Source organism: Gardnerella pickettii (genome assembly GCF_029226345.1).
Lineage (GTDB): Bacteria > Actinomycetota > Actinomycetes > Actinomycetales > Bifidobacteriaceae > Bifidobacterium > Bifidobacterium piotii.
Map to the genome: position 1 here is coordinate 1,310,885 of NZ_JAKNCU010000001.1, position 26,635 is coordinate 1,337,519.

Here is a 26,635-nt window from a genome sequence, read left to right on the forward strand (position 1 = left end):
GAGGCTGTGGATAACTTCTTAGGGTCGGAGTAAACATATTCTACTAGCACTCTTTACGCGCGCGAATGGATATGTATCTCTGTTTTGCATATCTGTTTTGTCTAAGCGTAAAGAATTGAATAAATGTTTCTGCAAGTTTATGGGGGTGTAGCATGACGGATTCTTTTAGCGATCCAAATGCGCAAGCCACTATTGTGTGGTCAAATACCCTTGCAGTATTGCGTCATAATGCCCTTTTAAGCAACCGCGATAAAAGCTGGTTTGAAAGCGTAAAACCTGAATCTATTTTTGGAACTACTATTGTTCTTTGCGTCTCTAATATAGAAACACAGCAAGCTTTGCAAAATGAGCTTAGTTCAGCTCTTCTTACATCATTAAAAATTTGTACTGGAAAAGATATGTTTCCAGCATTTAAGATTGTTTCTCAATCAGAAAATAACAATACTTCAACTAACAGTGCAGCCGCTAACATCAATGCCACTAACAGCACTTCCGATTTAAGCAATCTTAATCAAAATGTAAGCGAGACTTCCCGAGTATTTTCAACATCTTTAGAAGAAAATACAAACGTTAATTCAGACTTATCTTCTTCTAAAAGCAACTCTTTAGAGAACGTAAAATCAAATTTTGGCGCACAATCTGTTGAAAATACTAACAATCTTGTAAACACTAATAGCGTTGAAAATGTTGGTTCATCTAGCAATACTCCTATTCAAAAAGATTTTGACTACGCAACCGGCTTAAATACCATGCAAAACACTGGTTTAGATGTTTCTGGTATTAATTCTGGTATTAATAATCCGCAAGCAAAAATTCCTTCTTCAATAAAAAGGGATCCCGTTACTCACTTAAATACTTGCGCAACTTTTGATACTTTTGTTCCTGGAGATTCTAATCGTTTTGCGCGCACAGTTGCTTTAGCTGTTGCAGAAGGCTCTGGAAAAGACTTTAATCCTTTATGTATTTACGGCGGATCTGGTTTAGGTAAAACACATTTGCTTAATGCTATTGGCAATTATGCTCTTGTTAAGGATTCTTCACTTAAGGTTCGTTATATTACAAGCGAGGAATTTACTAACGAATTTATTGAGGCTTTACAAAACACAAGTCAAAATCAGGGTCAAATCGCTAATTTTAATAGGCGCTTCCGCGAAGTTGATGTTCTTTTAATCGATGACATTCAGTTTTTGGGAGGAAAAGAAGCAACTCTGGAACAATTCTTCCATACTTTTAATGCTCTTTATCAAGCAAGTAAAAGAATTGTTATTGCTTCTGATGTTGCTCCTAAAAATCTTAGAGGATTTGAATCAAGACTTATTTCTAGATTTGAGTCTGGCTTAACTGTTGATATTAAGCCGCCTGATTTAGAAACCCGAATAGCCATTCTAAGAATGATGGCATTAATGAATAATTCTAACGTCCCTAGCGATGTTCTAGACCTTATTGCGGAGCGTTTTACAGAGAATATCCGTGAGCTTGAAGGTGCTTTAACTAGAGTTACAGCCGTTGCATCTTTAAGTAATCAACCTGTGAGCAAAGCCTTGGCAGAACAAGCTTTACAAGACTTCTTTGCTTCCGATATTGAAATTCGTCCAACAGATATTATTGGTCAAGTTGCTAAGTACTTCCATATGACTTTTGACGAGATTGTTGGCAGATCTAGAACTAAGAATGTTGCTTTGGCACGTCAAATTGCAATGTATTTAGCTAGAGAAATGACAAGTATGAGTCTTGTTGATATTGGCGAAGTCTTTGGCGGCCGCGATCACACGACTGTTATGCATGCTTATACGCGCATTAGCGGAGAGATGCAAGAAAAGCAGGAAATCTATAACTATGTTATGGAATTAACTGTTCGATTAAAGCAAAATCCTACGAATAAAAAGTAGTTTTACACAAATCTATACAACTCTGTTAATTAAAATAAAAAAAGTTATCCACATAGTTAGTCACAAATGTGGTTAAACCCTGCGAATAAGTGGTGGAAAACGCCGTTAAAAAAGTGAATAAACTGTTTATAAAGTCGCTCAAAATGTGGATTAATGAAAAAATAGCTTCGAATGTGGATAACTCGACTCTTTTTGCACACAATTACTCATAGGTTATCCACATTTTTCTTATGTGGATGATGGCTTTAACAAAGCTTTTCTAGTCACATGTTAACATTTCCACATTGCTTATTACTATTATTACTTTATTTTTGAATAATAATAATATTTTTTATTAACGATTCGCACTTATTTCTAAATTAGATTTTCATTAGCCAATGAGATAGAATAAACACAGTTTTACTGAAATGAGGAAATATGAAAGTTGAAGTTAATTCCGCTTCTTTTGCAGACGCACTATCTTGGACTACTCGCGTTATAGATAATCGTCCAGCAAATCCTATTCTTGCTGGCTTAAAGCTAGAAGCAAAAGACGGAACTTTGCAGCTTTGCGCATTTAACTATCAACTTTCTAGTCGTCATCACGTTGAAGCGGGTGTAGATGAAGCAGGGAGTGTGCTCGTTTTAGGCAGACTACTTGCAGATATAACAAAATCTTTGCCAGCAGAAAAAACATATTTATCTTCTAACGAAACAACTCTTACAATTACTTCTGGAAAGTCAACATTTACTTTGCAACTTATGCCAGAAGGAGAATATCCAGATTTACCAGAAATTCCTTCAAAACTTGGTCAAGTAGATGCTCCTACTTTTGTTCAGGCTGTAAATCAGGCTTCTGTAGCAGTTTCTAGAGAAGAAGATAGGCCAGTTCTAACAGGAATTCATGCTCATTTTGAAGACGATACTGTTACTTTTACAGCTACTGACAGATATCGTCTTGCTCGTTCCACTTTTAAGTGGACTCCAGAACATAGCGATATAAATACTTCAACTCTTATTAAGGGAAGCATTCTTAAAGATATTTCGCGCTCTGTTGACGAACATCAAAATGTTGTTATTAACTTAAACGAGCAAGAACCTTCTATTCTAGGATTTGAAAATTCTGGAAGAGTTAGCACTTCTCAACTTATTGATGGAGAATTTCCTTCTGTAGATCGTCTTTTTGTTGACGAGTATCCTATTCACGCAATTATTAATCGACAAATGCTTATTAACGCAATTAAACGCGTTGCTATTGTTGCAGAAAAAGATGCTCCAATCTACATGTCTTTTGCGGAAGATGAACTCACTCTAAGTGCTGGAAACGACAGTGAATCTAAAGCAAAAGAAATTATTGACATAGATATGGATGGTCAAGATATTATTGTTGCTTTTAATCCTAACTACTTGATTGAAGGATTAAGCGCTATTAGTGAGCCATTTATTCACGCTAAAATCACGTCTGCTGTTAAGCCTGTTGAATTTAACGGTCAACAAGAAGCAGATGGAGATGAATCCATGAATTACAGATATCTTGTTGTTCCAATGCATCCTTAAAACTAATAAATGTAAACGAATAACGTAGCCAAATAAATGTATGTTTCAAAGCTTGCATTAGACCATTTTCGCTCGTGGAGTAGTTGTGTATTCGACTTTTCCCCCAAAATTAATATTCTATTAGGTTCAAACGGTTTAGGTAAAACTAATATTGTTGAATCGTTAGAAGTTATTTCAACGGGAACAAGTCATAGAGTATCTTCTTTAATGCCATTAATAGAGATAAATCATAATTGCGCTACAATACGTGCAAATGTTAAGGATTTTAACAATACTTTCAATAGCAATACTTTAGATAGTTCAAATGATTTAGACGAAACAACATTTGAGCTAAGCATTAATCTAAAGGGTGCTAATAGAGCAAGGATTAATGGTAAAAAATCTCTATATATGAAAGATATAGTTGGCTTAGTTCCTTGTGTTTCTTTTACTCCAAGAGACCAAAATTTGATTGTTTCAGATCCTACTGTTAGAAGAACTTTTATTGATCAAGCTGGAGCATTATTAATACCAAACTATTTGCCTATTTTGCAAGAATATAATCATATTGCAAAGCAGCGTTCTGCACTATTAAAAAGTTTATCTAATAATTATTCACCAAATTCAATGAATAATTACAATACGGTTTCTGATTTAGAAGTATGGACTGCTAAGTTTATTGAAACTGGAATAATTCTTACAAAATTACGCAAACAAATAATAGAGTTACTTAATAATGTTTTTTCAAATATTGTTAAACATCTTTCTAACTCATCTAATTTTGCTTCAATCGAATATAATCCTTCTTTTAGTGAGATTGATTTTAGCGAAAACGATTTTGAAGAAAATAATGATAATTCTATTAGGCTTGCGATTAGTGAGCATTTTCAAAGAATTTATAATGGAGAAGTTGCAAGAGGATACAATCTAATAGGGCCTCATCGAGACGATTTTACTATATTGCTTAATAATTATAATGCAAAAGAATTCGCTTCAAACGGTGAATCTTGGACTCTTGCATTAGCGTTAAAAATGGCTTTATTTAAGTCATTAGAAAAAAAGAATGGGAAAAAACCTATTGTTATTTTAGATGATGTTTTTGCACAATTAGACGAGTTTAGAAGAAAACAAATTTTAGAATTTGCAAAAAATCAAGATCAAGTTTTTATTACTGTTGCGTCTTTAAGTGATATACCAAAAGATAAAAGTGTGTTAGAACACTCGATTATTGATGTGTCTAAAATAGCAAAAGATCAAAATGAAGATGATTCTAAATCTTTAGAAAACAATATTGATATTAATCATAAAATTTTATTGGAAAATATTGTTAATAGTCGTAAAAATAGTGTTGATTATATTGAAAATAACCAAAATAAATCTACTGACTTAGGGGATATTAGATGAAAATTCCCGTAAATAAAATACTAAAATTAGATACAAGAAAGCTTCCAGAACTAATTTTTACGCCTATTAAAAAGAAAGCAATAAAAAAGGTAGTTAACGAGCAGAATGCTTATAAAGCTTTAGAAAGTTTTGGAAAACCTGGTAGAGATCCACAAAATCTTTATTCTTTACTTGCAAATTTTGCTAATCAAAACAATTGGAATGAGCAACTTTCTATAGCAAAAATGCGCGAAGATTGGTGGAAAATAGTTGGAAAAAGCGCATCATTGAATTGTTATATAGACAAAATAAAAGATGGCGTTTTAATTGTTAGAACAAAATCAAATGTTTGGTATACGCAACTTAGCTATTGCAAGCCTATGCTTGAGAAAAAAATATTTGAATATTCTAAGAATATTAATATTAAAGAAGTCAAAATAGTTGGCCCATCTTTGCAAAAAACAGGCAAAAAATCAATAAACAGTAGGTTTAATATTAAGAATCACTAATAATGGCTCTTAATAAAGAGCGGTCATTATGCATGTGTAGAATGTTATGTAATATAGTTAAATCGCTAGAAGACCCTTTTTTGTGCTTTCTAGCGTGTATCGACCTCGTAAATGCCTCTTGGCATGAGGTAATACGGGAAGGGATCTAAAGTGTTAAACACTGAAGATAATTCAATGGAAAATTCTGTTGAAGAACATAAACTAGATGATGCTCAGCTAGATGATTCACTTTCTCCTGAACATTATGATGCTAGTGATCTTCGAGTTCTAGAAGGATTGGAAGCAGTTCGAATTAGGCCAGGTATGTATATTGGTTCAACTGGCCCTAGAGGATTGCATCATCTTGTATACGAGATTGTAGATAATTCAGTTGATGAAGCTTTGGCTGGTTATGCTTCTCACATTGAAGTGACAATTTTGCCAGACAATGCAATAAAAGTTGTGGACGATGGACGTGGTATTCCAGTTGACGAAGTACCAGGCGAAGGTGTTTCTGGTGTTGAAACAGTTATGACTAAGCTTCACGCTGGCGGAAAGTTTGGCGGCGGCGGATACGCTGTTTCTGGCGGCTTGCACGGCGTTGGCATATCTGTTGTTAATGCTCTTTCTACGCGTGTAGAAATCGAAGTTCGTCGTCAAGGATTCCATTGGACTCAAACGTATGTAGATCAGCATCCAACGGCTCCTCTTAAAAAAGGTCAGCCAATGGAAGATGGTGAATCTACGGGAACTTCTGTAACGTTCTGGCCAGATGGCGCAATTTTTGAAACAACTACGTACGATTTTGAAACTTTGCGATCTAGATTCCAGCAAATGGCTTTTCTTAACAAGGGATTGAAGATTTCTCTAACCGATTTGCGTAAACCCGATGAAGCAGGGGATGAAGTCACTGGAGAAAATGAATCAACTAGCGAAGAAAAGCATCAAAGCGTTAGTTACAAGTATGATCACGGAATTAAAGATTACGTTGATTACTTAGTTAAATCTCGTAAAGCTGTTCCAGTAGAGCCAGATGTTATTGATTTTGAGGCAGAAGACCTTGAGATTGGTATTTCTGCAGAAATCGCTATGCAATGGACTGTTGCATATTCGGAAGCGGTGCACACTTTTGCAAATACGATTTCTACTACAGAAGGTGGAACTCACGAAGAAGGATTCCGTGCTGCGCTTACATCTCTTGTAAATCGTTATGCTCGAGAAAAGAACATATTAAAAGAAAAAGATACTAATCTTTCTGGAGACGATGTTCGAGAAGGCTTAACAGCAGTTGTTTCCGTAAAGCTTACAACTCCACAGTTTGAAGGTCAGACTAAAACAAAGCTTGGTAATTCCGAAGCTAAGACTTTTGTTCAGCGAGTTATGACCGAAAAGCTTGGAGATTGGTTCGACGCTCATCCAAGTGAAGCAAAGAACATTATTCAAAAAGCAATTGAAGCATCGCGTGCGCGTCTTGCAGCTAAGAAAGCTCGCGAAAATACTCGTCGCAAGTCGATTTTTGAAACTGCTGGAATGCCAGATAAATTGAAGGATTGCCAGTCTAATAATCCAGAAGAATGCGAGCTGTTTATAGTGGAGGGTGATTCCGCAGGTGGCTCCGCAATTCAAGGACGAGATCCTATTACGCAAGCAATTTTGCCATTGCGCGGTAAGATTTTGAATACTGAGCGCGCATCAATCGACAGAATGATGAAGTCGGAAACTATTGAATCCTTAATCACTGCTGTTGGTGGCGGTTATGGTGAAGATTTTGACTTAAGTAAAGTTAGATATCACAAAGTCATTATTATGGCTGATGCTGATGTTGATGGTGCTCATATTGCTACATTGAATTTAACACTGTTCTTCCGCTATATGCGTCCAATGATTACAGCAGGCTACGTTTACGTTGCAATGCCTCCTCTTTATCGCTTGAAGTGGAGCAAGGGTGCGCATGATTTTGTTTATACGGATGCAGAACGAGACAGAGTTCTTGCAGAAGGTAAAGCTGCAGGCAGACAACTTCCTAAAGGCGAAGGCATTCAGCGATACAAGGGCTTGGGTGAGATGAGCTATCAGGAATTGTGGGAAACAACAATGGACCCTGAGCACAGAATCCTAAAGCAAATTCATATTGAAGATGCTGCTCGAGCTGATGAAACTTTCTCAATGCTTATGGGAGACGAAGTGGAACCTCGTAGGCTCTTTATTCAACGTAATGCTCACGATGCAAGATTTATTGACGCTTAAAAATTGTTAAAAATTGTCAGTAAAAGCATTAAAGCAAATAAACTTAAAGCTAATAAAAAGGAATTACAGTGGTAGACGAAATAAATGCCGCTAATAATAGCGAAGAGCCAGATCAGTTACCTGACGGTTCAATGGAGCCACAAAGCCCGCAAGAAGCAGATAATACGGATTATGGCTTAATGAAGGGTGCTCGCGTAAAGCATATGGATTTGCAACAAGAGATGCGCGAATCCTATCTTGCTTATGCACTTTCTGTTATTGTTGAGCGTGCTTTGCCAGATGTTCGAGATGGTTTAAAGCCAGTGCATCGTCGCGTTATTTACGCAATGTACGATGGCGGATATAGGCCAGATCGCGGATACAACAAGTGCTCTCGTGTTGTTGGCGATGTTATGGGTAAGTATCACCCTCATGGTGATTCTGCTATTTACGACACTTTGGTTCGTATGGCTCAATCCTGGTCAATGAGATACTTGCTTGTTGATGGTCAAGGAAACTTTGGATCCCCAGGTGATGATCCTGCAGCAGCAATGCGTTATACAGAATGCCGTATGGCGCCTCTTGCTATGGAAATGGTTCGAGATATTGACAAAGATACTGTTGATTTCTTGCCAAACTACGATGGAAAAACTCAAGAGCCAACAGTTTTGCCATCTCGTTTCCCAAATCTTTTAGTTAATGGTTCTGCAGGTATTGCTGTTGGTATGGCAACTAATATTCCACCTCACAATATGCGCGAGGTTGCCGATGGCGTACATTGGGCTTTAGATCACCCAGATGCCAGTAATTCCGAGCTTCTAGAAGCATTAATTCAGCGAATTAAAGGGCCTGATTTTCCTACTGGAGCAACAATCTTAGGCCACAAGGGAATTGAGCAAGCGTACCGCACTGGTCGCGGATTAATTACAATGCGCGCTGTTGTTAATACCGAGGAAATTAAGGGACGTATGTGCTTGGTTGTTACTGAGCTTCCATACCAAGTTAATCCTGATCGTTTAGCTGCTTCTATTAGAGAAGCTGTGCGAGACGGTAAGATTCAAGGCATTGCAGATATGCGCGATGAAACGTCTGGCCGTACTGGTCAGCGTTTGGTTCTTGTTCTTAAGCGAGATGCTGTTCCAAAAGTTGTTTTGAACAACTTGTATAAGCATTCGCAATTGCAGCAAACTTTTGGCGCTAACATGCTTGCGCTTGTTGATGGTGTTCCTAGAACTTTGAGCTTGGATGCGTTTATTCGTCATTGGGTAAGTCATCAGCTTGAAGTTATTGATAGGCGTACACGCTACTTAAAGCGCGAGGCAGAAGAGCGAGATCATATTTTGCAAGGCTACTTAAAAGCTTTGGATATGATTGACGAAGTTGTTGCATTAATCAGATCTTCTAAAGATGTTGAAACAGCTCGCACTGGTTTGATGAATTTGCTTGATGTTGATGAAGTTCAAGCAGATGCTATTCTTGCAATGCAACTTCGTAGGCTCGCAGCTTTGGAACGTCAAAAGATTCTCGACGAGCATGAAGAATTAATGCGCAAGATTGAAGATTACAACGATATTCTTGCAAGCCCAGAGCGTCAGCGCAAGATTGTTGGCGATGAGCTTGACGAAATCGTAGCAAAATATGGAGATGAGCGCAGAACTAAGATTCTTCCATTCTCGGGAGAAATGAACGTTGAAGATCTTATTGCCGAAGAAAACGTTGTTGTAACAGTTACTCGCGCAGGCTATATTAAGCGTACAAAAGCAGACGAGTATCGCGCACAACACCGTGGAGGTAAGGGTATTAAGGGCGCAAAGCTTCGTGAAGATGATGTTGTAGATCACTTCTTCTTAACATCTACTCACAATTGGCTTTTGTTCTTCACTAATCGCGGACGTGTTTACCGCATTAAAGCATATGAGCTTCCAGAAGGATCAAGAGATTCTAAAGGTCAGCATGTTGCAAATCTTCTTCAATTTACTCCTGGAGAAACAATTCAAGCGGTATTGTCAATTCAAAATTATGATGTAGCAAAGTATTTGGTTTTGGCAACTCGTTCTGGAAAAGTTAAGAAAACTGCTTTGCAAGAATATGATTCTCCACGACAAGGTGGCTTGATTGCTGTTCGACTAATGGCAAACGAAGAAACTGGGGAGCCAACAGACGAGCTGATTGGTGCAGCTTTGTGCAACCCAGAAGATGACATTATTCTTGTTTCTAAACTTGGTATGAGCCTTAAGTTTAGAGCAGATGATGAGCAACTTCGACCAATGGGCCGTCAAACTGCAGGCGTTCAAGGCATGAGATTTAGAGAAGGCGACGAATTGCTGGATATGGATGTTGTGTCGGTAGATACAAGCAAAGATCTTCTTGTTGTTACAAACGAAGGATTTGCTAAGCGTACAGCTATTGAAGAGTATCGTTTGCAAGGAAGAAACGGCTACGGTGTTAAAGCGGTACAGCTTACAGAAGGCCGCGGTTCTTTGGTTGGTGCTTTGATTGTTGAAGAAACAGATCAAGTAATGGCAATTATGAAGTCTGGTAAAGTGATTCGTTCCGACGTTAACGAAGTTAAGCGCACAGGTAGAACCACTCAAGGAGTGACTTTAGCAAAGCCAGATAAGGGTGATGAAATCATCTCGATTGCTCGAAACGAGGAAAGAGATGATGATGAAACTCAAAATGAAGAATCATCAGAAAAAACTATTGGAAGGAACTTAGATGAGTGAAGATTTTGAAGCATCCAATAGCAAAGTTAGTGGAGAATCTAATACTAGTTCTCCAAGAACAGTAGGTGCAACAGCTACGTCTTCTTCTAATGCGTATAGCGTTAGAAAATCTACTCAACCAAGAGCTAGAAGGATGAGTCTTTCCCTAGTTAGAGTAGATGCTTGGAGTGTTGCAAAAGTAACATTTTTGCTAAGTGTTGCTGGCGGAATAATACAAGTTATTGCAGCGGGATTAGTTTGGCTATTTCTAAACATGATTGGTGTTTTTGATCAAGTAACACAGATTGTTTCATCAACAGGCTTAAATAGCAACGGTTTTAACCTTGCAGACGTTTTTTCTTTGCCAACTGTTTTAAGTGCTGTAATAATTTTTTCTGTTGTAGAAATAGTTATTGCAACATTATTATCTGCAATTGGATCTTTGCTTTATAACGTTGTTGGATCATTAGTTGGTGGAATTCACTTAACTCTTGGTGATGACTAAAGCAAAAGCACTTATAATTAATAATTTAATCTCATAAAATTAATCCCCACTAAACTTTAAGTAGATTAGTGGGGATTAGTTTTTATAAAAATCATTTATAAAAATCATTAAACAAACTATTTTTTATAAGATAGATCTCTAATATCTTCCAAAATTTTAATTATCTTTTCTTCGCGATCTTTGCGTTTTTCTTCATCACTCTTTTCTTTTTCAAATTGTAAGAAAGGAAGACCAATCTCCCTTAACTTATTAATAGGAAGAACAATGCAAAAATAAACAGCTGCAGCAACAATAAGGAAGTTTAAGATTGATCCAATAACTGCACCAAAAGAGATTGTTGCACCATTTATTGTTATTGTTAAAACACCATCAAGATCTGGCTTTCCGCAAATTATTGCTATAAGCGGATTAATAATGTTTTTAACAATCGAAGTAACAACGGAAGTTACGGCGCTGCCCATAACAACACCAACCGCCATGTCGATTACACTACCTCTTGCAATGAATTTTTTGAAACCGTTAAACATAGAAAATCCCTTCTGCTATTTAATATTTGATGTCTATTTGATATCTATATTATTTTAATTTTCTTAATATTTTGTTGTAAATAAAACTATTACTTTTAGATAGATTAAGAATAGACAAAACAAGTATTGGGTACATTATTGCAGAAGTTAAAACATCACTAGGGAAGTGTGCTGCAACAACAAGTCTAGAAATTGCAACAATAGCAACAATAATAATGCTAACGATTAATCCAAGCCTTAAGAAAGACTTATTTGCAATATAAATAATCATAAGAGCCATTGAACAAATAGCTACTGCTGCTGCAGTGTGACCGCTTGGAAAACTTGGATCTGGTGGAACTTTAATTTTTACACCAATAAATGGCCTAGGTCTATGAACTATGAATTTAACAGCAAAAATATAAATCATTGGCAAAAGGCAAGTCGCAAGCTGTATTAGAGTTATGCGCCAATCTCGTTTTATAAAATAAGAAATAACAGCCAAAATAAAAAGTATAACAATGCATGATTTTGTAGAAAAAACTATTGCAAGCAATTTAGAAAGAGCCATTATAAAAGACGGAGAATAGTTGTGGAAAAATGCTACGATTCCTGCTTCAAAAGATCTTTCTGCACTATTAACAAGCAAAAGTTTTCCAATTAAAGGAACTAAAATCGCAAGAAGTATAACAGTAGAACACTTCTTATTATTAGTTATATAGAACTTTATTTTTTCTAAAAATTCGTAAAGCTTATTTTTTTGATTCATAATTAAAGATTACACTTAGAAATATATAATAAACTTGTAATATTAAATTGGTTTATAAGTTTTATTTGTTTATTTTGCATAATTTTGTAAAAATGTAGTATATAAACAAGTATGTAAATAAATTTAGCAAACGCATGTTTGGTATTTAGATGTGATTTGTACACCGTACGAGGTGACGAGTAATATGAGGAAAAGGTAGAAAGGGTTTACAATGAGCGTGCTTGACAGACTTGAGAAGAGCGTTGAAGGTGCAATGAATGGAGTCTTCGCAAAATTCGGGTCTAAAGACTTGCAACCTGTTGATCTTTCTAGTGCATTAGAGCGAGAAATTGATAACCAGTCTATGCCAATTGATCGCGATCGTACGGTTGCACCAAATGAGTATCACTTTAAGCTTAGTACTCCAGACTTTGATCAGCTTGGTAGTGAAGCTTTAGCAAATGAGCTTGCGGATAATCTTACACAGTATGCAAAAAGTCAGCATTATGCTTTTGTTGGCCCAGTTGCAGTTATTTTTGAAGAAGATACCGATCTTACAAAAGGTAATTTCAATTTAACTTCTGATTCTGTTCCAGGAAACGCTGTTCCTGTAACAACGCAAGAGCAGTCAGAAAATCATCCAATGCTGGAGATTAATGGGAATAGGTATTTGTTAACAAAAGATCGCACAATATTAGGCAGAGGTTCTGGTTGCGATATTGTTATTGATGATCCTGGAATTTCTCGTAGACATCTTGGAATAGACGTTACACCAGATGGTGTTATTGCTAGGGATCTTGGATCCACTAATGGTACTTATGTTGAAGGTCATCAAACTCCAGCAGCAACGCTATTAGATGGAAACACTATTACTATTGGGCGCACCCGTATTCTTTATTGGGCTTCGGATCAAGATCAGGAGTAGTAGACGAATACGTAAAGAGATACGAGTACACGCATGATATTAACCGAGTTGACTTTTGCTATACTTAAGTACAGTTTTTTAGTACTTTTGTGGGTATTCGTATGGTTTGCTGTTCAATCTTTACGAAAAGATATTGAAATTTTTAGTCCTAAAAAGTCTAAAGCTTGGAAGAATAAGTCTCATCGCAGACCAAATCCTTCTAATGATGAATCTTTAAGAAATAACAATATTGCTTCTGCTAATTTAGAGAAGAATAATCAAGCTGAAATGCCAACTTTGCTTGTTATTATTGATGGTCCTTTAGCTGGTTCGTCATTCCCGTTGGAGCCTTCTGGCGTAACTCTTGGAAGATCTGCAAACAATACGGTTGTTCTAAATGACGAGTTTGTTTCTTCTCATCACGCGCGCGTGTATTTTAATCAATCTGTAAATTCTTGGGTTCTTGAAGATTTAGGTAGCACTAACGGAACTATGATAGGTCATAGTAGAGTTAATGAACCTGTTGTTTTGCCTCCGCGCAAGCCTGTGCGAATCGGAGCAACAATGTTTGAATTGAGGTAAGTAAATGGCGCAATTCGATTCAAACATTGAAGATAAAACAAGTAATCAAAAGCAGCAAGATCAAGTTGATTCTGCAAGTAATAACGTTTCAAGTAGTGACGTTGCAAATGTTGTAAGTAGTGAGTCTGCAAATAGCAGCGATACAAATAATAATCCAGTAAATAATGCTGTAAAAAGTGAAGAACAAAACTTAAATAAGGCCTATTTTATAGACAAAGCGTTGTTTATGTATTCAACAGCTGTTAGCGACGTTGGTACTGTTAGAAGCAATAATCAAGATTCTGCGTTTGCTGGAGAAAGATTGGCCGCTATTTGCGATGGTATGGGCGGTCATGCTGGAGGAGATACTGCTTCTACAATCGCAATTAGGTCTTTAGCGCACATTGAGCAAGATTCAAGGCCAAATGATGTAAAAGCTGTTTCTTCAATGATGGAAACCTCGATTATGGCTGCTCACGACGCAATTGTTGGCAAAGCCAAAAGAGAGCGCAGACTTGCTGGAATGGGAACAACAGTAACAGCCGTATCTCTTGTAAATGGTTACTGGGTTCTTGCACATTTGGGTGATTCTAGAGCGTACTTGTTGCGAGATAATCATCTTATAAGAATGACTTGCGACCATAGTTACGTTCAACATTTAATAGACACGGGTCACATTACGCCAGAAGAAGCAAGAAATCATCCGCAGCGAAATGTTGTTATGCGCGTTTTAGGTGATTTTGATATTGACCCAAGGCCAGATATTGCTATTAGGCAGGCACACCCTTCTGATCGTTGGCTTTTGTGCTCGGATGGTGTGTGTGGAGTGTTAGAAGATTCCACAATTCAAGAAGTTATGAGCACTGTATCTAATCAAGAAGAGTGTGCTCAAAAACTTGTTTCTATGGCACTTAAAGCAGGAAGCACAGATAATGCGACTGCTGTTATAGCGGATGCAACTTTGGCACTAGACGCAGATGCTTTTGACTTGCCTCACCAAACTCCATTAATTGGCGGTGCTGCAAGCAAAGATTTAGAGTCTATAGCAGATATTGTTAATAAGGCTGTTTCTTCTACGCCACCATTGCGTGAAGGTAAGGATTCTCCTGCTCAAAGAGCTGCTGCTCTTATACAAACAGACGCAAAATCGGCGGAAAAAGATGAGAAAATTGCAGAAACCACTCGTCTTGTGCAGCCTTCGCATTTAAGAAATGAAGAGGAGCTAAGGTCTACAGACACAAACGAGATTCCTATTGTAAAAAAGAAGAACGGTAGAATATCAACAGATCCTAGGGATCCAGATGTTCAGCGTGCTGTTAAAAGAGAACAAGCAGAAGCACACAAAGCAAATAGAATTAGAAGAAGATGGATGAGAATAGGTGTTGCTTTTGCAACGCTTGTTGTGTGTGCGATTGTTGCTTGTGGAGCTTATCTTGTTTATTCTTGGACTCAAAAGCAATACTACATTGGCAAGGGAAACGGCAAAGTAGTTATTTACCAAGGTGTTCCTACTAACATATTTGGATTAGAGCTTTCACACCAGATTGAAGAAACAAATATTAGAGTTAAGAATTTAGATAAGTCTTGGCAAGATCAGCTTGATGAAGGTATTAGTTTTAGCAGCCTTAAAGAAGCAAGAGGTCATGCAAGGCTAATTGGAAGAGAAATGCGCGCTCGAGAAAGCGAGAAGCGTGGTAATAAGCCAAAAAGTATTATTTCTAATTCAGATAATAAAGACGGAAATAATAGTGGAGTTGTAGATTCAAGCAATGATTCAGGAGGTAAAACCTCGTGAACATGTTTAGTATGCGCATTAAGCAAATATCTTTGTTGCTGTTTTCTGTAATTATATCTTCAATAGCATTTTTACAAATGTTTCTAAGGATTGATGGATTCGTTCCAGCAAACTATGTTGGTATGCTTGTTTTAACAACGGCGTTATACCTTGTTTTGTGGGGCGTTTTGATTGTAAAAAAGCCTTATTCTAGTCAGGTAATACTCCCTTGTATTCTTCTTCTTACAGCTATTGGAACTGTTATGATTGCAAGAATAGATAAACAGCACAACACTAATGTTGCTATGAAACAGCTTATTTGGGTTTGTGTTGCTCTTGTATTATCCATAATTTTTGTGATGGTTCTAGAAGATTATAGGATTCTTAGAAGATTCTCGTACGTTAGCATGGTGATTGGTCTTGTTCTCCTTTTATCTCCAATGCTTCCAATAATCGGTAAGGAAATTGGCGGAGCGAGAATTTGGATTGGTTTTGGAAACCACACTATTCAGCCAGGAGAATTTGCAAAACTATTCTTAGCTTTCTTCTTTGCAGCATACTTGTTTGATCATAGAGACAGACTTGCAGTTGGTGGAACAAAGATTTTTGGAATTCATCTTCCACGATTCAAAGATATGGGTCCTATAGCGCTTGTTTGGGCTGCTTCTATGTGTGTGCTTGTTGTGCAACACGATTTAGGAACATCATTAATGTTCTTTGCAATGTTTGTTTCTATGCTTTACGTTGCAACTGGAAGAAAAGGCTGGCTTGCAATAGGCTTTATAGCATTTATAATTGGATGTTTAGTTGCTGTTAAGCTTTTTGCACACGTTCAATACAGAGTTGACGCTTGGCTTAACCCATACGACCCAGTTATTTACAACAGATTCCCAGGCGGGTCTGCTCAAATTGTTACTGGATTATTCGGCCTTGCTGCAGGAGGTATAACTGGAACAGGATTAGGCCAAGGTCATCCTTCTTTAACGCCACTTGCTAATTCCGATTTTATTTACGCTTCGGTTGGGGAAGAATTAGGATTAACTGGTTTGTTTATAGTCTTAATTCTTTACATGATTATTATTGCGTCGGGCATGATTACTGCTATGAAGATTAAAGACGGTTTTGGAAAGCTTCTTGCATCTGGTCTTGTTTTTACAATGGCGTTCCAAGTATTTACTGTTGTTGGCGGAATCACGCTTGTTATTCCACTTACTGGTTTAACAATGCCTTATATGGCAGCTGGCGGGTCTTCTCTAGTTGCTAACTATTTGCTTGCATCTATTTTGATTGTTATATCTAATGCTGCTAATAAGCCAGAGGCTGCTATATCGTCTGATACTTTCCAATACGAAGCTTTAGCTGCTCTTAGGGAAAGAGAGCTTAAGCAAAGAGAAAATAAGTCCTCTAATCTTAACTCCTCTAATCTTAAAGAAGATGGGGGTGAATCTTATGAATAAATGTTTGAAGCAGCTTTTTAGTGCAGTAATTGTGTTGTTTGTTGTTTTATGTATTTCTAGCACGTATATAACATCTATAAAAGCAAACGAATTAAATTCTGATCCTAGAAATAGGCGCGCGCTATATCACGAATTTGGCGCTCCAAGAGGAGCAATTCTTGCATCCGATGGAACTGTTTTAGCGAAATCAGATCCATCTAAAGATGCATTCGTGTATCAAAGGTCATATTTTAACGGCCCTGCTTATGCTCCAATAACGGGTTATTATTCAATAAGTCAAAGAGCAGATAGAGGAATAGAGGCTTCTAGAAATCAGCTTTTAAGTGGAGAATCCGACGCGCTATTCCTTCAAAAGTTTAAGTCTCTATTTACAGGAGCAGAAAACAGAGGTGCTTCTATAGAAACATCTATTAACACTAAGCTTCAAACTCTTGCATACAATCTGCTAAAAGACAAGAATGGCGCTTTAGTTGCAATAGAGCCAAAAACTGGAAGAATACTAGCAATGGTTAGTACGCCTAGCTACGATCCTTCTTCTCTTGCATCTCACAATGTTTCTTTAGTAAACAGAGCATATAAGGATCTTATATCTAACATATATAATCCAATGCTAAATCATTCAATATCTGAACTTTATGCTCCTGGTTCTACTTTCAAAACGGTTGTTGCGGCAACTGCGCTAGAAACTGGAAAATATGATTTAAATACTTCGATTCCAGCTGGATCTTCGTACACTCTTCCAGGAACGCAAACTCATCTTACAAATGTTGTTCCAAGCGCTAGCGGATTGAATGGTCAAATATCTTTTGAAGATGCTCTAGCTTATTCTTCAAATACTGCATTTGCACAACTAGGAGTTTCTTTAGGAGCAGATGCGATTGTTAAGCAGGCTAAAAAGTTTGGATTATTTAGCTCATTTACTTTAGACGGATCTGATTCAACAGGATTCCCAATGAGGGTTGTTGCGTCTTTGCTTAATCAAAAGCCTACGCAAGATAAACTTGCTCTTCAGTCAATTGGTCAGGGAGATGCTAGGGTTACTCCTCTTCAAAATGCTATGATTGCAGCTGCTATTGCAAATAATGGAACACTTATGAAGCCAACGCTTGTTGATTGCGTAAGGTCTAGTGACTTGTCTGTTATTTCTCAAACAACGCCTACCGTTATGAGTCAAGCTTTAAGCGCACAAAGTGCTGCAAAACTCAATGCTATGATGCAAAGTGTAGTTGTAAAAAGTAATCAAAATCTTTCTTTGCCAAATGTTGCTGTTGCAGCAAAATCGGGAACAGCACAAATTGGGTTTAGAAATCAAGCTATTAATGGGTGGGTTATTGGATTTGCTCCTGCACAAGATCCTAAAATAGCTGTAGCAGTTGTTATTCACAACGCTAGTACGTATGGAACGCTTACAGCAGGGCCAATTATGAGACAGGTGATGAAGGAGGCGCTTAAGCAATGAAACTTGTTGAAGGACAGTTAGTTCATCATCGATACAGACTAGATAGAAGACTTGCACAAGGAGGCATGGGGGAAGTCTGGAAGGGCTTTGATATACAGCTCGGCAGGATTGTTGCCGTTAAAGCGCTTAGAACCGATACAAGCAATGTTGAAGCTAAATTACGCAGACTTAGAGCAGAAGCGCATAATTCAGCCAATCTTGCTCACCCAAATATTGCAGCGTTGTTTGACTACTACGAGCATGATGGCATTGGCTTTTTGATTATGGAGTATGTTCCCAGCAAGTCTTTAGCAGACTTATATCATAAAGAAAAAACTGTTGAGCCAACGCGATTGCTGCCTATACTTATTCAAACTGCAAGAGGTCTTTTTGTTGCACATTCTCACGGTGTTATTCATAGAGATGTTAAGCCAGCAAATATTATGGTTTCCGAAACGGGAAGCGTAAAGATAACAGATTTTGGTGTTTCGTACTCTAGCGACCAAGAGCAGATTACTCAAGATGGAATGGTTGTTGGAACAGCTCAATACATTTCCCCAGAGCAAGCTCAAGGAGAGCAGGCAACTGCACAATCCGATATTTATTCTCTTGGAGTTGTTGCATACGAAGGACTTTGTGGGCATAGGCCATTTACTGGAACTACGCCTGTAGATATTGCAGCCGCACACGTTAATGACCCTGTTCCACCTCTTCCAGATAGTGTTGACCTTCAATTAAGACAGTTTGTAATGTCAATGCTTTCTAAGAATCCAAAAGATAGACCTAAAGATGCTCTTGTTGTTTCAAAAGTGCTTGCAAAAATTGAAAGAAGACTTTTGGATCAGCAAACAGCGTTTAACAATAAAAACACAATAGATTCTTCCAATGCTCAGCGCATTAAACGCAGCGTTAGAAGTGTTCCAAAAACACAAGTTAATATTATTAACATTTTGAATAATAACGACCGCAAGGAGCAGCAATGAGTAACACAATGCCTACCTCATTAGCGAATGGACGGTACCAATTAGGTGAATTGATTGGCCGCGGTGGAATGGCCGAAGTGCGAGTCGCAGAAGATAAGCGCTTGGGTCGTACCGTTGCTGTTAAAATCATGCGTTCTGATTTGGCAAATGACGAAATCTTTTTGTCTCGTTTCCGCCGAGAAGCACATTCTATTGCGCAAATGAATAATCCAAACATAGTGAATATCTATGATTCTGGAGAAGAGTCTGTTGTAGACGACAATGGCGTAGAAGAGCATTTGCCGTATCTTGTTATGGAATACGTTAAAGGAAAAACGCTTCGCGATATTCTTAAGATGAATGGTGCTTTAAGTCAAAGAGATTCCGAACAAGTTATGCTTGGAGTTTTGAATGCCTTGGAGTATTCGCATAGAATGGGCGTGATTCACCGAGATATTAAGCCTGGAAACATTATGATTTCCGAGCAGGGCATTGTTAAGGTTATGGATTTTGGAATCGCAAGAGCGTTAGACGATTCTGCAACGACAATGACACAATCGCAAGGTGTTGTTGGAACCGCGCAATATTTGTCTCCAGAGCAAGCCCGTGGAGAACAGGTGGATATGAGATCCGACTTGTATTCTGCAGGATGCGTATTATATGAGATGCTAACTGGAAGGCCGCCTTTTACTGGCGATTCTGCAGTTGCAATCGCATATCAGCATGTTTCAGAAGTTGCAACTCCTCTAAGTACGCTTGTTCCAGGTCTTCCTTCAATGTGGGATAAGATTTGCGCAAAAGCAATGGCAAAAGATAGGCAGAATAGGTACGCAACGGCTGCTGAATTTAAGAACGACATATTAGCGTTTATGAACGGCGGTGTTCCTGTTGCAGCAGCATTTAATCCGCTAACAGATTTAGCTAATATGCGCGCAAGAAAGCAGGCAGAGCAGAATGCTGCAACTCAAGCTATTGGAGCGGCAGACACTGCCTCTACTCAAAGTTTTGGCGCGATTACAGGCCAGTTTGATGCGTATCCAAATACGGGCTACAACACAAGAGCCGCTCAGCGCGCTGCAAATCAAGCAAAAAGAAGTAAGCGCATTGTTATTGCTTCTGTTGTGTCTGCGATTGTTTGCGCGATTGTTGTTGGCGGAATTCTATTTATGCTAAATCGCAGTAAGCTAGCTGGAGATATTGTTGTTCCAACGTTTAGCGAAACTACAACTCAAGATGCTGCTAAAGAAAAACTTCGCGCGCTTGGTCTTATTCCAGATATTTTGGAAGACGATAAGTCTACTAAGCCAGAAGGTACTTTTACCAAGCAATCTCCTAAAGGTGGAGAGAAGGTTGCGTCTGGGTCTAGAGTTAGCGTTTGGTTCTCTATTGGTCCTCAATCAACTAAGGTTCCAGATGTTACTGGAAAATCGCAAGAAGCCGCTAGAAAAGCTCTTGAGCGCGCAGGATTTAAGATTTCTAACGTTAGAGTGGAAGATAGTACAGACGTTAAAAAGAATCACGTTACTAGAACTGACCCAGTTGCAGATTCGTTTGCCGATAAAGGTTCAATGGTAACTTTGTACATTTCTTCTGGCTTAACTAAGGTTCCAGATGGAATGGTTGGGCAGTCCAAAGATATTGTTGCTGGAGAATTGCAAAATCTTGGATTTACTGTTAATACCGTAGAAGAAGAATCCGACACTGTTGCAGAAGGAATGGTTACTAAAATGAATCCGTCTTCTGGAGTTGCTGTAAAACCTCATAGCGCTATAACTGTGTATGTTTCTAAAGGAAAACCTAAGGTAGAAGTTCCTCATGTTGCTCTTGGAACATCAACGTTAAAGCAAGCTAAGCAAATACTAGAAGCAAAGGGCTTTAAGGTTGTTGCTGATGGCTCCGCTACAGATGACGATATTGTTGATAGTATGTCGGAAAAGGAAGGGTCTAAGATAGATAAAGGCTCTACAATAACGCTTACTGTAAAAACTCCCCAGCCTTCTGTAGACACCACTACAAAGCCTGGAAGAACTTCAACATCTGGCTCATCTTCTGCAACAACAAGCAATAGTGATAAATAACAAGAAGCCGCCTATCTTGCCGTTGTTTTAACGGTGCTAGGCGGCATTTGTATTTAACTTGTAAGCTATTTAACTTGTAAGCTACTAAGATTAATAGGTTTGTGTTTTAATAAGCTGTTTTAATAAGCTAGCAAACCAATGATTTATAAGCTGCTTGTAATCTAATAAGCTAGAAAACTAATTAGGCAAGTAAACTGTAAACTAATAGATTCCTAGCTTATTAGTAGCGATTTAATAAATCGTTGTTGTGTATGCAGACATTTCTCTTAAGAATGGAATTGTTGCCGAAGCAAACGGATATATCCATTGCATAAGAATTGCAATTGCTGTTACGTAGATTAGTGCACAAAGAACTAATCTTATTGGCAAAATACCAGGCTGCAAGCGCATAAGTCCGCCAAAAATGCTAAATTCTGGCTTTGGCTTTAATCCAGCTCGAATTTGACGTCTTAGAGGCCACTGCCAAGCTATAGCTGCTGCAGCGAAGATAATAATGTACGCAACCATAGCAATAAGCATAATTGGCACAAGTGAATCTAGCTTAGAAGCCAAGGACTGCTGTTCGTTGTTTACAAACTTAACTTGACCGTTTGCATCTACCGTAGAAAGCTCTTTAGGAATACCGTCGGAAACCTTAGCCCAATAATCAAACTCGCCAAAGCTAATAAAGCGGAACTCAGGAGTTGAATATTTTGGCTCACAAGTAACAAGCGTAATCATGCGCTTTTTAGGATTCTTGCTGTGATTTATTGGGTCTTGATCAAGAACTTCACTTTGATCTGGTCTAACAATCTTGTGAGTAACGTACTTATAAACGAACCAATAATCTTTTGTACGAATAATAATAGGATCGCCCTTTTGGAATCGGTCAACGTCTGCTAAAGGCTGACCGTAACCATTTCGGTGACCACTAATAGCCAAGTTTCCAATTTCTCCTGGCATTTCTGTTTTAGGGAAGTGTGCAAGTCCTCGCCTATTTAATATTTCTAGGCTAACGCCTTCAACAATATTGCGCTCCCATTGATCGCCAAACCTAGGAATGTATGCTCGAGCAACAAGTTCTCCATACTTTACTTTTTGCAATTTAGGAGGATCGTCTACTTGAGGAAGAGCAATCTTGGTTTTTTTACCAGCAGCAGGATTCTTCCACGAAACAGCCTCTCTGGTTTCAAACTGTACATGCTCGGATTGAGCGCCCGTCCACCACATTTGCCAGACAATGTACAATGCGCAAACAACTGCAAAAGCTATAAGAAGTTCTCCAACAACGCCAGCTATTGTCCAAAGTGCGCTAGCCTTTGTTGCTTTGGCTTCGCTACGTTCGTGCTTGTAGTTAGAACGCTTCATTTTACTCCTTTATTGTTTGGTGGAATGGTGTTGGGGAATATTGTCAATAATATCTGCATCTTTTGGAACCGATGCAAACCTTAGAGGCTGCAATAATGCAGACGACTCTAAGAACTTTAGGTTCCCCCTTTTTTCCACTTTCCATCCCAGCCCAAAAGTACTGACATAGTCTTTATATGTTTGAATTGCTGGAGAATTATCCAACGATTCTATCATGTCTTCTATTGAGCCAATAGCAGATATTCTATACGGTGGCGAGTACTGATGGCCTTGCAACATAAGCACATTTCCAATACAAACAACAGCTGAATTAAACAAGATTCTTTGACCCTGAATTGTTATAGCCTCCGCTCCGCCTTTCCATAGGGCATTTACAACGGCTTCTATATCTTGTTGGTGGATTACATAGTCATTTATGTTTGCGGAGCTTCCAGACCCGTTTACGGCCGTTTTCCAAAGTGGCGAATCGTTTAGCGTTACAGTAATTCCTGGTCCTTGTATTGCTGGAAGTATTGTGCTTGCGCCAGTATCGTCGGAAGAATCAGACCCGCTTGCGCTGCTTGTTAACGTTTTGTTTAGAAGATTAACTTTAGAATCTAACTCTTTAACCTCTTCTCTCAAAGATTTTGCTCTTTGAGAATTTCTTTCCACCATTTGCCCCGTATCGGAAGTTACAAATGCAGTACGATTTATGCGCAAATTAGTAACGAATAAGTAACCAGTAAAACAAATTGCTAGGGCAACGGCAACGCTTCCTAACAGCGATTTTCTAGCGCCGTGTTTACCTGTTTGTTTTGCCATATTACCCATTCTTCTTCTTGCGTTCGAGTGTAACTATTATTATAGCGTGTAGCCGATTGATTGGAGTGTTACTGTTATGGCTGACGAAGAATTGAATAAATTGAATACCACTTCATCTGCCGATGTGGATGAATCTCAAAACTCTTCTAAAGAAGACTTGTATGGTGTTCCTATGGAACAGGTTGAAGCTGTTTTGAACGCAACTGCCGATAAAGAGTCGTTGTCTCCGCAAATACAGCGCATGATGAAGCGTCAAGAAGAAAATACTCGCAGAGTTGAAGAGTCCATTAAGGGCACTAAAGCTAATGCTGGATGGTTTGTTCCACTATTTTGCACGCTTATGATTGTTGGCTTGTTCTGGGCTGTTATTTATTACTTGAATCCTGCTTTGCCAATTCCAGGAATTGGAGCGTTTAATCTTTTGATTGCAGCATGCTTGGTTATGGCTGGGTTCTTAATGACAATGTGCTGGAGATAGTTTGTATATAGCTTGATAGCTTTATATAGCTTGTAGATAATATTTGATTTTGGCTGCATGTAATAAGCGTGCAGCCATTTTTATATGCGTGCTTTGTGTGTTTATTACTCCGCTTTGCTTGCACAAATAAGAACATGATTATTTTTAGAATCGGTAGTTGCAATAATCCTAGTGTTTCCACCGTCTTTTAACTTAAGCCTTTTCTTTAAGTCGTTTACGCTTAGTGGAAAATTGTATGTTGCAATATTTGCGTAAGTTATTTTAGAAAGAGCTTTACTGATTTCTTTTTTGTTTAAGCTGCAAATATTATTTATTTTCCAAATGTTTCCAGGAAAATCTGATTTATATTCGCAAGATATAAAAACGTGGCTGTTGCTTGCGATTTGAAACACGTTGTATTTAGAGCTTAAAATCTTAAAACATCCCGACTTCATAATTGAAGAATTTGGCTCATAGGCATATTTAGCGCAGTTTTTCCAATCTCTTATTGAATCATTTGAGTTTTGCTCGCTTTTTATGTGTGATTCTTGCGATTCTTGCGTCTCTTGCGCTTCTTCTACTTTATTTAAGTCTGGATTGTATTTTGCGTTAAAAACGGTTACTGAATCGTTGTTTGCGCAATAAACTTCAATATGCGAATGCATGTTTGAGTCTAATACTAAAAGCAGCTCTTTGCACTCGTTATTGTGTGAAACAATGTGTACTTGACTAACGTTTCCACAAAAGTCGCAAACAGCTTTTCTCCAATCAAGCATTGGAGATAGTTTAATAATCACAAATTTTGCTACTTGCAGCATGCGTTGTTTTAGCTCTAAAACATTAGGTGTGCAATCTTTAATCGCGTACGTTCTAGCTCCACTTTTATCTCGTCTTGCTGGGTCAATATAAATAATCGTTGCGTAGTCTACTTTTTCTAGCACTTCTACGCTTGTTGAGTTTACGCATTGAACATTGTTTAAGCGCATAACAGTCATATTGTGCTGGCTTATGGCCGATAGTTCTTCTTGAGTTTCTACGCAAATGGCTTTGCAAAACTCTTGGCTCATAATTGCGCAATCTACTCCAAATCCGCCAGTTAAGTCGATTAGAGTTGTTTTGCACTTATCAATATTGTTGTTTTTTATAAGACGATTTGCGATGCGTGCTTTATATTGCGCGGTTGCTTGCGACGAGCACTGTTCCATAGAAATATGTGATGGGTAAATAACTTGATTGTTTTTATACCACATTGGCAGTTTTGTTTTTGCAATCTGCTTTCCGCTTATTTGATTAACAGCAAAAGCAACATTCACGTTTGGGTTATTAGACGCTTTTAGTGCAGCTTCTTTTGGGTTTGTGTTTTGATTTTGAAGAATAAAATCAATAGTTTGCTGATTTTGATCTTGTAGTTGTTTTGTGTGAATGTTGTTAGATTGCATAATTCTATTTTTAATTAAGGTTTAGAGAAAGTCACAATTTTCCAAAAATGTGGATAACTTTTATACACTTGTTAACATGGCTAAAAATGCAGAGTTATCAACGATTGTGTATAACAATGTGGATAACTTATTTAGATATACCCATGTTATACCCAGGTTATGCACATTTATGTCCACAATTGTGGAGAACTACACGCGTGTAATTTAACGCTATTTATTGCAAACAGAATGCGCTTATTGCCAGAAGAACAATAAGTATTAGTAAAGAGTAAACAGCAAATCGCTCATTAAAAGATGCTTTTTTAAGAAGAGGATTATTAGTGCCAAGTAAAGCAGACAGAACTATTCCAGTAACAATTCCACCAATATGAGCTTGCCAAGCAATATTTTGAACCAAAAGAGGCATTGCAAGCGTTAGGCCAATCCAAATTAAAGTTCCATTAACACTTTCGCCAAGTCGCCATTGCGCAACCAAAAGAGCGCCAATAAGACCCATAATCGCTCCCGAAGCCCCATAAGCTGCAATCACCCAGTCTTGTGTAAGCTTTGAGTAAAGTAGAGTTGCAACGCATCCACCAAGCCCACTAATAGCGTATAAGAAAAAGAACTTCCATTTACCAAAGAATCTCTCAAGCTCTACGCCAAGCGAATACAAGCAAATCATGTTAAAAAGAATGTGCGTAAGTTCTGGCGCGTGAACAAACATAGACGTAAACCAAGTCCAGCTTGCTTTTGTAATCAAAAATGGCGCAAAAGCAGTATTTTCAACAAATAGTTGATATGCGCTTGGCAAAAAAGTGTGAAGAATCATCTCAATAATCCACACAAACACGCAAATGTAGATAATTGAATACGTTGCGGTTTTGCAATTAGTTTTAAAGCGCTTAACAATAGTGTTTATGTCAAAATTGTTCATAAAATAACATTATCTAATTGCATACACAAATTTGCATACATAAGTAGCAACCATAATGGTCATTAAAAATGTTTTGTAAGATTTATGGTGTTTTGTGCATAAAAATATAATAAAAAGATGCAAGTGTTAAAAAAAATCACTATTATAGTGAATACACGAGTAAACTCGATACAAACGTTGACTTGGACGAGCAGGTCAGCTTAACGAAAGGAGCCATCATGGAGAACAGGTCCTCTGGCGGTTGGAAGTTCTTTGCACTGCTCTTTGGAGCACTGCTCGCAGGTATTGCAGCATTGTATGTTTACAAGCAGCATAATCCTGATTACGATCCATGGGAGCAGCCATGGGAGAACAGCTCTTCGCCAATTAACATAGGCGCAGAAAAAGAAGATAAGGAAGAATCTGAAGCAGCTAAGGCAGTTGAGGCTTAGTTAGAATTAAAATTCTTATACTCAAATCTTTAGCTATATAAGGTGTGAAGTATTGCACTCGTAGTGCATAGCTTCACACCTTATTTTTATTTTGATAGTCGTTTT

22 protein-coding genes are annotated in these 26,635 nt (G+C 38.0%); 16 read left to right on the plus strand and 6 right to left on the minus strand.

The genetic code is table 11. The features are described 5' to 3' along the window. Positions 1–152 precede the first annotated feature (152 nt). From dnaA to MAF46_RS05340, 7 genes are all read left to right on the plus strand, one after another. Positions 153–1,889 (plus strand): chromosomal replication initiator protein DnaA, encoded by a 1,737-nt coding sequence (gene dnaA / locus MAF46_RS05310; RefSeq protein ID WP_060785774.1) that lies wholly within the window; start codon positions 153–155, stop codon positions 1,887–1,889. A gap of 417 nt (positions 1,890–2,306) precedes the next feature. Then, positions 2,307–3,425: a DNA polymerase III subunit beta gene (gene dnaN / locus MAF46_RS05315; RefSeq protein ID WP_004131176.1), complete on the plus strand. Its 1,119-nt coding sequence runs from the start codon at positions 2,307–2,309 to the stop codon at positions 3,423–3,425. A 36-nt stretch (positions 3,426–3,461) separates the two neighbouring features. Next, on the plus strand, positions 3,462–4,808 hold the full coding sequence (recF, locus tag MAF46_RS05320; protein WP_060785773.1) for a DNA replication/repair protein RecF: 1,347 nt from the start codon (positions 3,462–3,464) through the stop codon (positions 4,806–4,808). Then, complete coding sequence (locus MAF46_RS05325) at positions 4,805–5,296, plus strand: DciA family protein (RefSeq protein ID WP_004131181.1); 492 nt, start codon at positions 4,805–4,807, stop codon at positions 5,294–5,296. Before recF ends, MAF46_RS05325 begins: the two co-directional genes overlap by 4 nt. Before the next feature lie 150 nt (positions 5,297–5,446). Next, positions 5,447–7,522 carry a DNA topoisomerase (ATP-hydrolyzing) subunit B gene (gene gyrB, locus MAF46_RS05330; RefSeq protein WP_060785772.1) on the plus strand — a complete coding sequence of 692 codons (2,076 nt, stop codon included), beginning with the start codon at positions 5,447–5,449 and terminating at the stop codon, positions 7,520–7,522. A gap of 68 nt (positions 7,523–7,590) precedes the next feature. Continuing rightward, positions 7,591–10,227, plus strand: a complete 2,637-nt coding sequence (gene gyrA, locus MAF46_RS05335) for a DNA gyrase subunit A (protein ID WP_004131185.1) — start codon at positions 7,591–7,593, stop codon at positions 10,225–10,227. After that, positions 10,220–10,711: a DUF3566 domain-containing protein gene (locus tag MAF46_RS05340; RefSeq protein ID WP_004131188.1), complete on the plus strand. Its 492-nt coding sequence runs from the start codon at positions 10,220–10,222 to the stop codon at positions 10,709–10,711. The genes gyrA and MAF46_RS05340 overlap by 8 nt, the downstream gene beginning before the upstream one ends. Positions 10,712–10,827: 116 nt before the next feature. Here MAF46_RS05340 and mscL read toward each other — a convergent pair whose 3' ends face one another. Both mscL and MAF46_RS05350 read right to left on the minus strand, forming a co-directional pair. Further along, a complete protein-coding gene (mscL, locus tag MAF46_RS05345; RefSeq protein ID WP_060785771.1) occupies positions 10,828–11,238 on the minus strand; it encodes a large conductance mechanosensitive channel protein MscL in 411 nt (136 codons plus the stop codon). Positions 11,239–11,287: 49 nt separating this feature from the next. Next, positions 11,288–11,986, minus strand: a complete 699-nt coding sequence (locus MAF46_RS05350) for a phosphatase PAP2 family protein (protein WP_004132376.1) — start codon at positions 11,984–11,986, stop codon at positions 11,288–11,290. Between the two features lie 211 nt (positions 11,987–12,197). On the opposite strand from MAF46_RS05350, the gene MAF46_RS05355 reads away from it, so the two are divergent. Genes MAF46_RS05355 through pknB form a run of 7 tightly spaced genes read left to right on the plus strand, consistent with a single transcriptional unit; the run spans position 12,198 to position 21,139 of the window. Next, positions 12,198–12,890 carry an FhaA domain-containing protein gene (locus tag MAF46_RS05355; RefSeq protein ID WP_004131193.1) on the plus strand — a complete coding sequence of 231 codons (693 nt, stop codon included), beginning with the start codon at positions 12,198–12,200 and terminating at the stop codon, positions 12,888–12,890. A 33-nt stretch (positions 12,891–12,923) separates the two neighbouring features. Continuing rightward, positions 12,924–13,451, plus strand: coding sequence for an FHA domain-containing protein FhaB/FipA (locus MAF46_RS05360; RefSeq protein ID WP_060785770.1), 528 nt, complete (start codon positions 12,924–12,926; stop codon positions 13,449–13,451). Between the two features lie 4 nt (positions 13,452–13,455). Then, positions 13,456–15,225 carry a PP2C family protein-serine/threonine phosphatase gene (locus MAF46_RS05365; protein WP_060785769.1) on the plus strand — a complete coding sequence of 590 codons (1,770 nt, stop codon included), beginning with the start codon at positions 13,456–13,458 and terminating at the stop codon, positions 15,223–15,225. Beyond that, on the plus strand, positions 15,222–16,661 hold the full coding sequence (locus MAF46_RS05370; protein WP_004131199.1) for an FtsW/RodA/SpoVE family cell cycle protein: 1,440 nt from the start codon (positions 15,222–15,224) through the stop codon (positions 16,659–16,661). The genes MAF46_RS05365 and MAF46_RS05370 overlap by 4 nt, the downstream gene beginning before the upstream one ends. Further along, the gene (locus tag MAF46_RS05375) at positions 16,654–18,120 is read left to right on the plus strand and encodes a peptidoglycan D,D-transpeptidase FtsI family protein (protein ID WP_032835980.1); all 1,467 of its coding nucleotides are present in this window, start codon (positions 16,654–16,656) and stop codon (positions 18,118–18,120) included. The genes MAF46_RS05370 and MAF46_RS05375 overlap by 8 nt, the downstream gene beginning before the upstream one ends. Next, a complete protein-coding gene (locus tag MAF46_RS05380; protein WP_004131203.1) occupies positions 18,117–19,082 on the plus strand; it encodes a serine/threonine-protein kinase in 966 nt (321 codons plus the stop codon). Before MAF46_RS05375 ends, MAF46_RS05380 begins: the two co-directional genes overlap by 4 nt. Then, a complete protein-coding gene (gene pknB / locus MAF46_RS05385; RefSeq protein WP_004131204.1) occupies positions 19,079–21,139 on the plus strand; it encodes a Stk1 family PASTA domain-containing Ser/Thr kinase in 2,061 nt (686 codons plus the stop codon). The genes MAF46_RS05380 and pknB overlap by 4 nt, the downstream gene beginning before the upstream one ends. Positions 21,140–21,370: 231 nt before the next feature. On the opposite strand, the gene MAF46_RS05390 is transcribed toward pknB, so the two are convergent. Further along, positions 21,371–22,486 carry a class E sortase gene (locus tag MAF46_RS05390; protein WP_060785768.1) on the minus strand — a complete coding sequence of 372 codons (1,116 nt, stop codon included), beginning with the start codon at positions 22,484–22,486 and terminating at the stop codon, positions 21,371–21,373. Positions 22,487–22,495: 9 nt separating this feature from the next. Continuing rightward, a complete protein-coding gene (locus tag MAF46_RS05395; protein WP_060785883.1) occupies positions 22,496–23,287 on the minus strand; it encodes a DUF881 domain-containing protein in 792 nt (263 codons plus the stop codon). 76 nt (positions 23,288–23,363) lie between these two features. Here MAF46_RS05395 and crgA point away from each other — a divergent pair, with 76 nt between their 5' ends. Next, on the plus strand, positions 23,364–23,765 hold the full coding sequence (crgA, locus tag MAF46_RS05400) for a cell division protein CrgA (RefSeq protein WP_004131207.1): 402 nt from the start codon (positions 23,364–23,366) through the stop codon (positions 23,763–23,765). Positions 23,766–23,869: 104 nt separating this feature from the next. On the opposite strand, the gene MAF46_RS05405 is transcribed toward crgA, so the two are convergent. Beyond that, positions 23,870–25,183: a THUMP-like domain-containing protein gene (locus tag MAF46_RS05405; protein ID WP_060785767.1), complete on the minus strand. Its 1,314-nt coding sequence runs from the start codon at positions 25,181–25,183 to the stop codon at positions 23,870–23,872. A gap of 214 nt (positions 25,184–25,397) precedes the next feature. Continuing rightward, positions 25,398–26,099, minus strand: coding sequence for a rhomboid family intramembrane serine protease (locus MAF46_RS05410; RefSeq protein ID WP_018639895.1), 702 nt, complete (start codon positions 26,097–26,099; stop codon positions 25,398–25,400). 218 nt (positions 26,100–26,317) lie between these two features. On the opposite strand from MAF46_RS05410, the gene MAF46_RS05415 reads away from it, so the two are divergent. Then, entirely contained in the window at positions 26,318–26,530 is a 213-nt protein-coding gene (locus tag MAF46_RS05415) for a hypothetical protein (RefSeq protein ID WP_004131212.1), read from the plus strand. Positions 26,531–26,635 lie beyond the last annotated feature (105 nt).

Coding starts and splice junctions, on each gene's coding strand:
- dnaA (WP_060785774.1), top strand. CDS start 153: ATGACGGATTCTTTTAGCGATCCAAATGCGCAAGCCACTATTGTGTGG.
- dnaN (WP_004131176.1), top strand. CDS start 2,307: ATGAAAGTTGAAGTTAATTCCGCTTCTTTTGCAGACGCACTATCTTGG.
- recF (WP_060785773.1), top strand. CDS start 3,462: ATGTATGTTTCAAAGCTTGCATTAGACCATTTTCGCTCGTGGAGTAGT.
- MAF46_RS05325 (WP_004131181.1), top strand. CDS start 4,805: ATGAAAATTCCCGTAAATAAAATACTAAAATTAGATACAAGAAAGCTT.
- MAF46_RS05340 (WP_004131188.1), top strand. CDS start 10,220: ATGAGTGAAGATTTTGAAGCATCCAATAGCAAAGTTAGTGGAGAATCT.
- mscL (WP_060785771.1), bottom strand. CDS start 11,238: ATGTTTAACGGTTTCAAAAAATTCATTGCAAGAGGTAGTGTAATCGAC.
- MAF46_RS05350 (WP_004132376.1), bottom strand. CDS start 11,986: ATGAATCAAAAAAATAAGCTTTACGAATTTTTAGAAAAAATAAAGTTC.
- MAF46_RS05355 (WP_004131193.1), top strand. CDS start 12,198: ATGAGCGTGCTTGACAGACTTGAGAAGAGCGTTGAAGGTGCAATGAAT.
- MAF46_RS05360 (WP_060785770.1), top strand. CDS start 12,924: ATGATATTAACCGAGTTGACTTTTGCTATACTTAAGTACAGTTTTTTA.
- MAF46_RS05365 (WP_060785769.1), top strand. CDS start 13,456: ATGGCGCAATTCGATTCAAACATTGAAGATAAAACAAGTAATCAAAAG.
- MAF46_RS05375 (WP_032835980.1), top strand. CDS start 16,654: ATGAATAAATGTTTGAAGCAGCTTTTTAGTGCAGTAATTGTGTTGTTT.
- MAF46_RS05380 (WP_004131203.1), top strand. CDS start 18,117: ATGAAACTTGTTGAAGGACAGTTAGTTCATCATCGATACAGACTAGAT.
- pknB (WP_004131204.1), top strand. CDS start 19,079: ATGAGTAACACAATGCCTACCTCATTAGCGAATGGACGGTACCAATTA.
- MAF46_RS05390 (WP_060785768.1), bottom strand. CDS start 22,486: ATGAAGCGTTCTAACTACAAGCACGAACGTAGCGAAGCCAAAGCAACA.
- MAF46_RS05395 (WP_060785883.1), bottom strand. CDS start 23,287: ATGGCAAAACAAACAGGTAAACACGGCGCTAGAAAATCGCTGTTAGGA.
- crgA (WP_004131207.1), top strand. CDS start 23,364: ATGGCTGACGAAGAATTGAATAAATTGAATACCACTTCATCTGCCGAT.
- MAF46_RS05405 (WP_060785767.1), bottom strand. CDS start 25,183: ATGCAATCTAACAACATTCACACAAAACAACTACAAGATCAAAATCAG.
- MAF46_RS05410 (WP_018639895.1), bottom strand. CDS start 26,099: ATGAACAATTTTGACATAAACACTATTGTTAAGCGCTTTAAAACTAAT.
- MAF46_RS05415 (WP_004131212.1), top strand. CDS start 26,318: ATGGAGAACAGGTCCTCTGGCGGTTGGAAGTTCTTTGCACTGCTCTTT.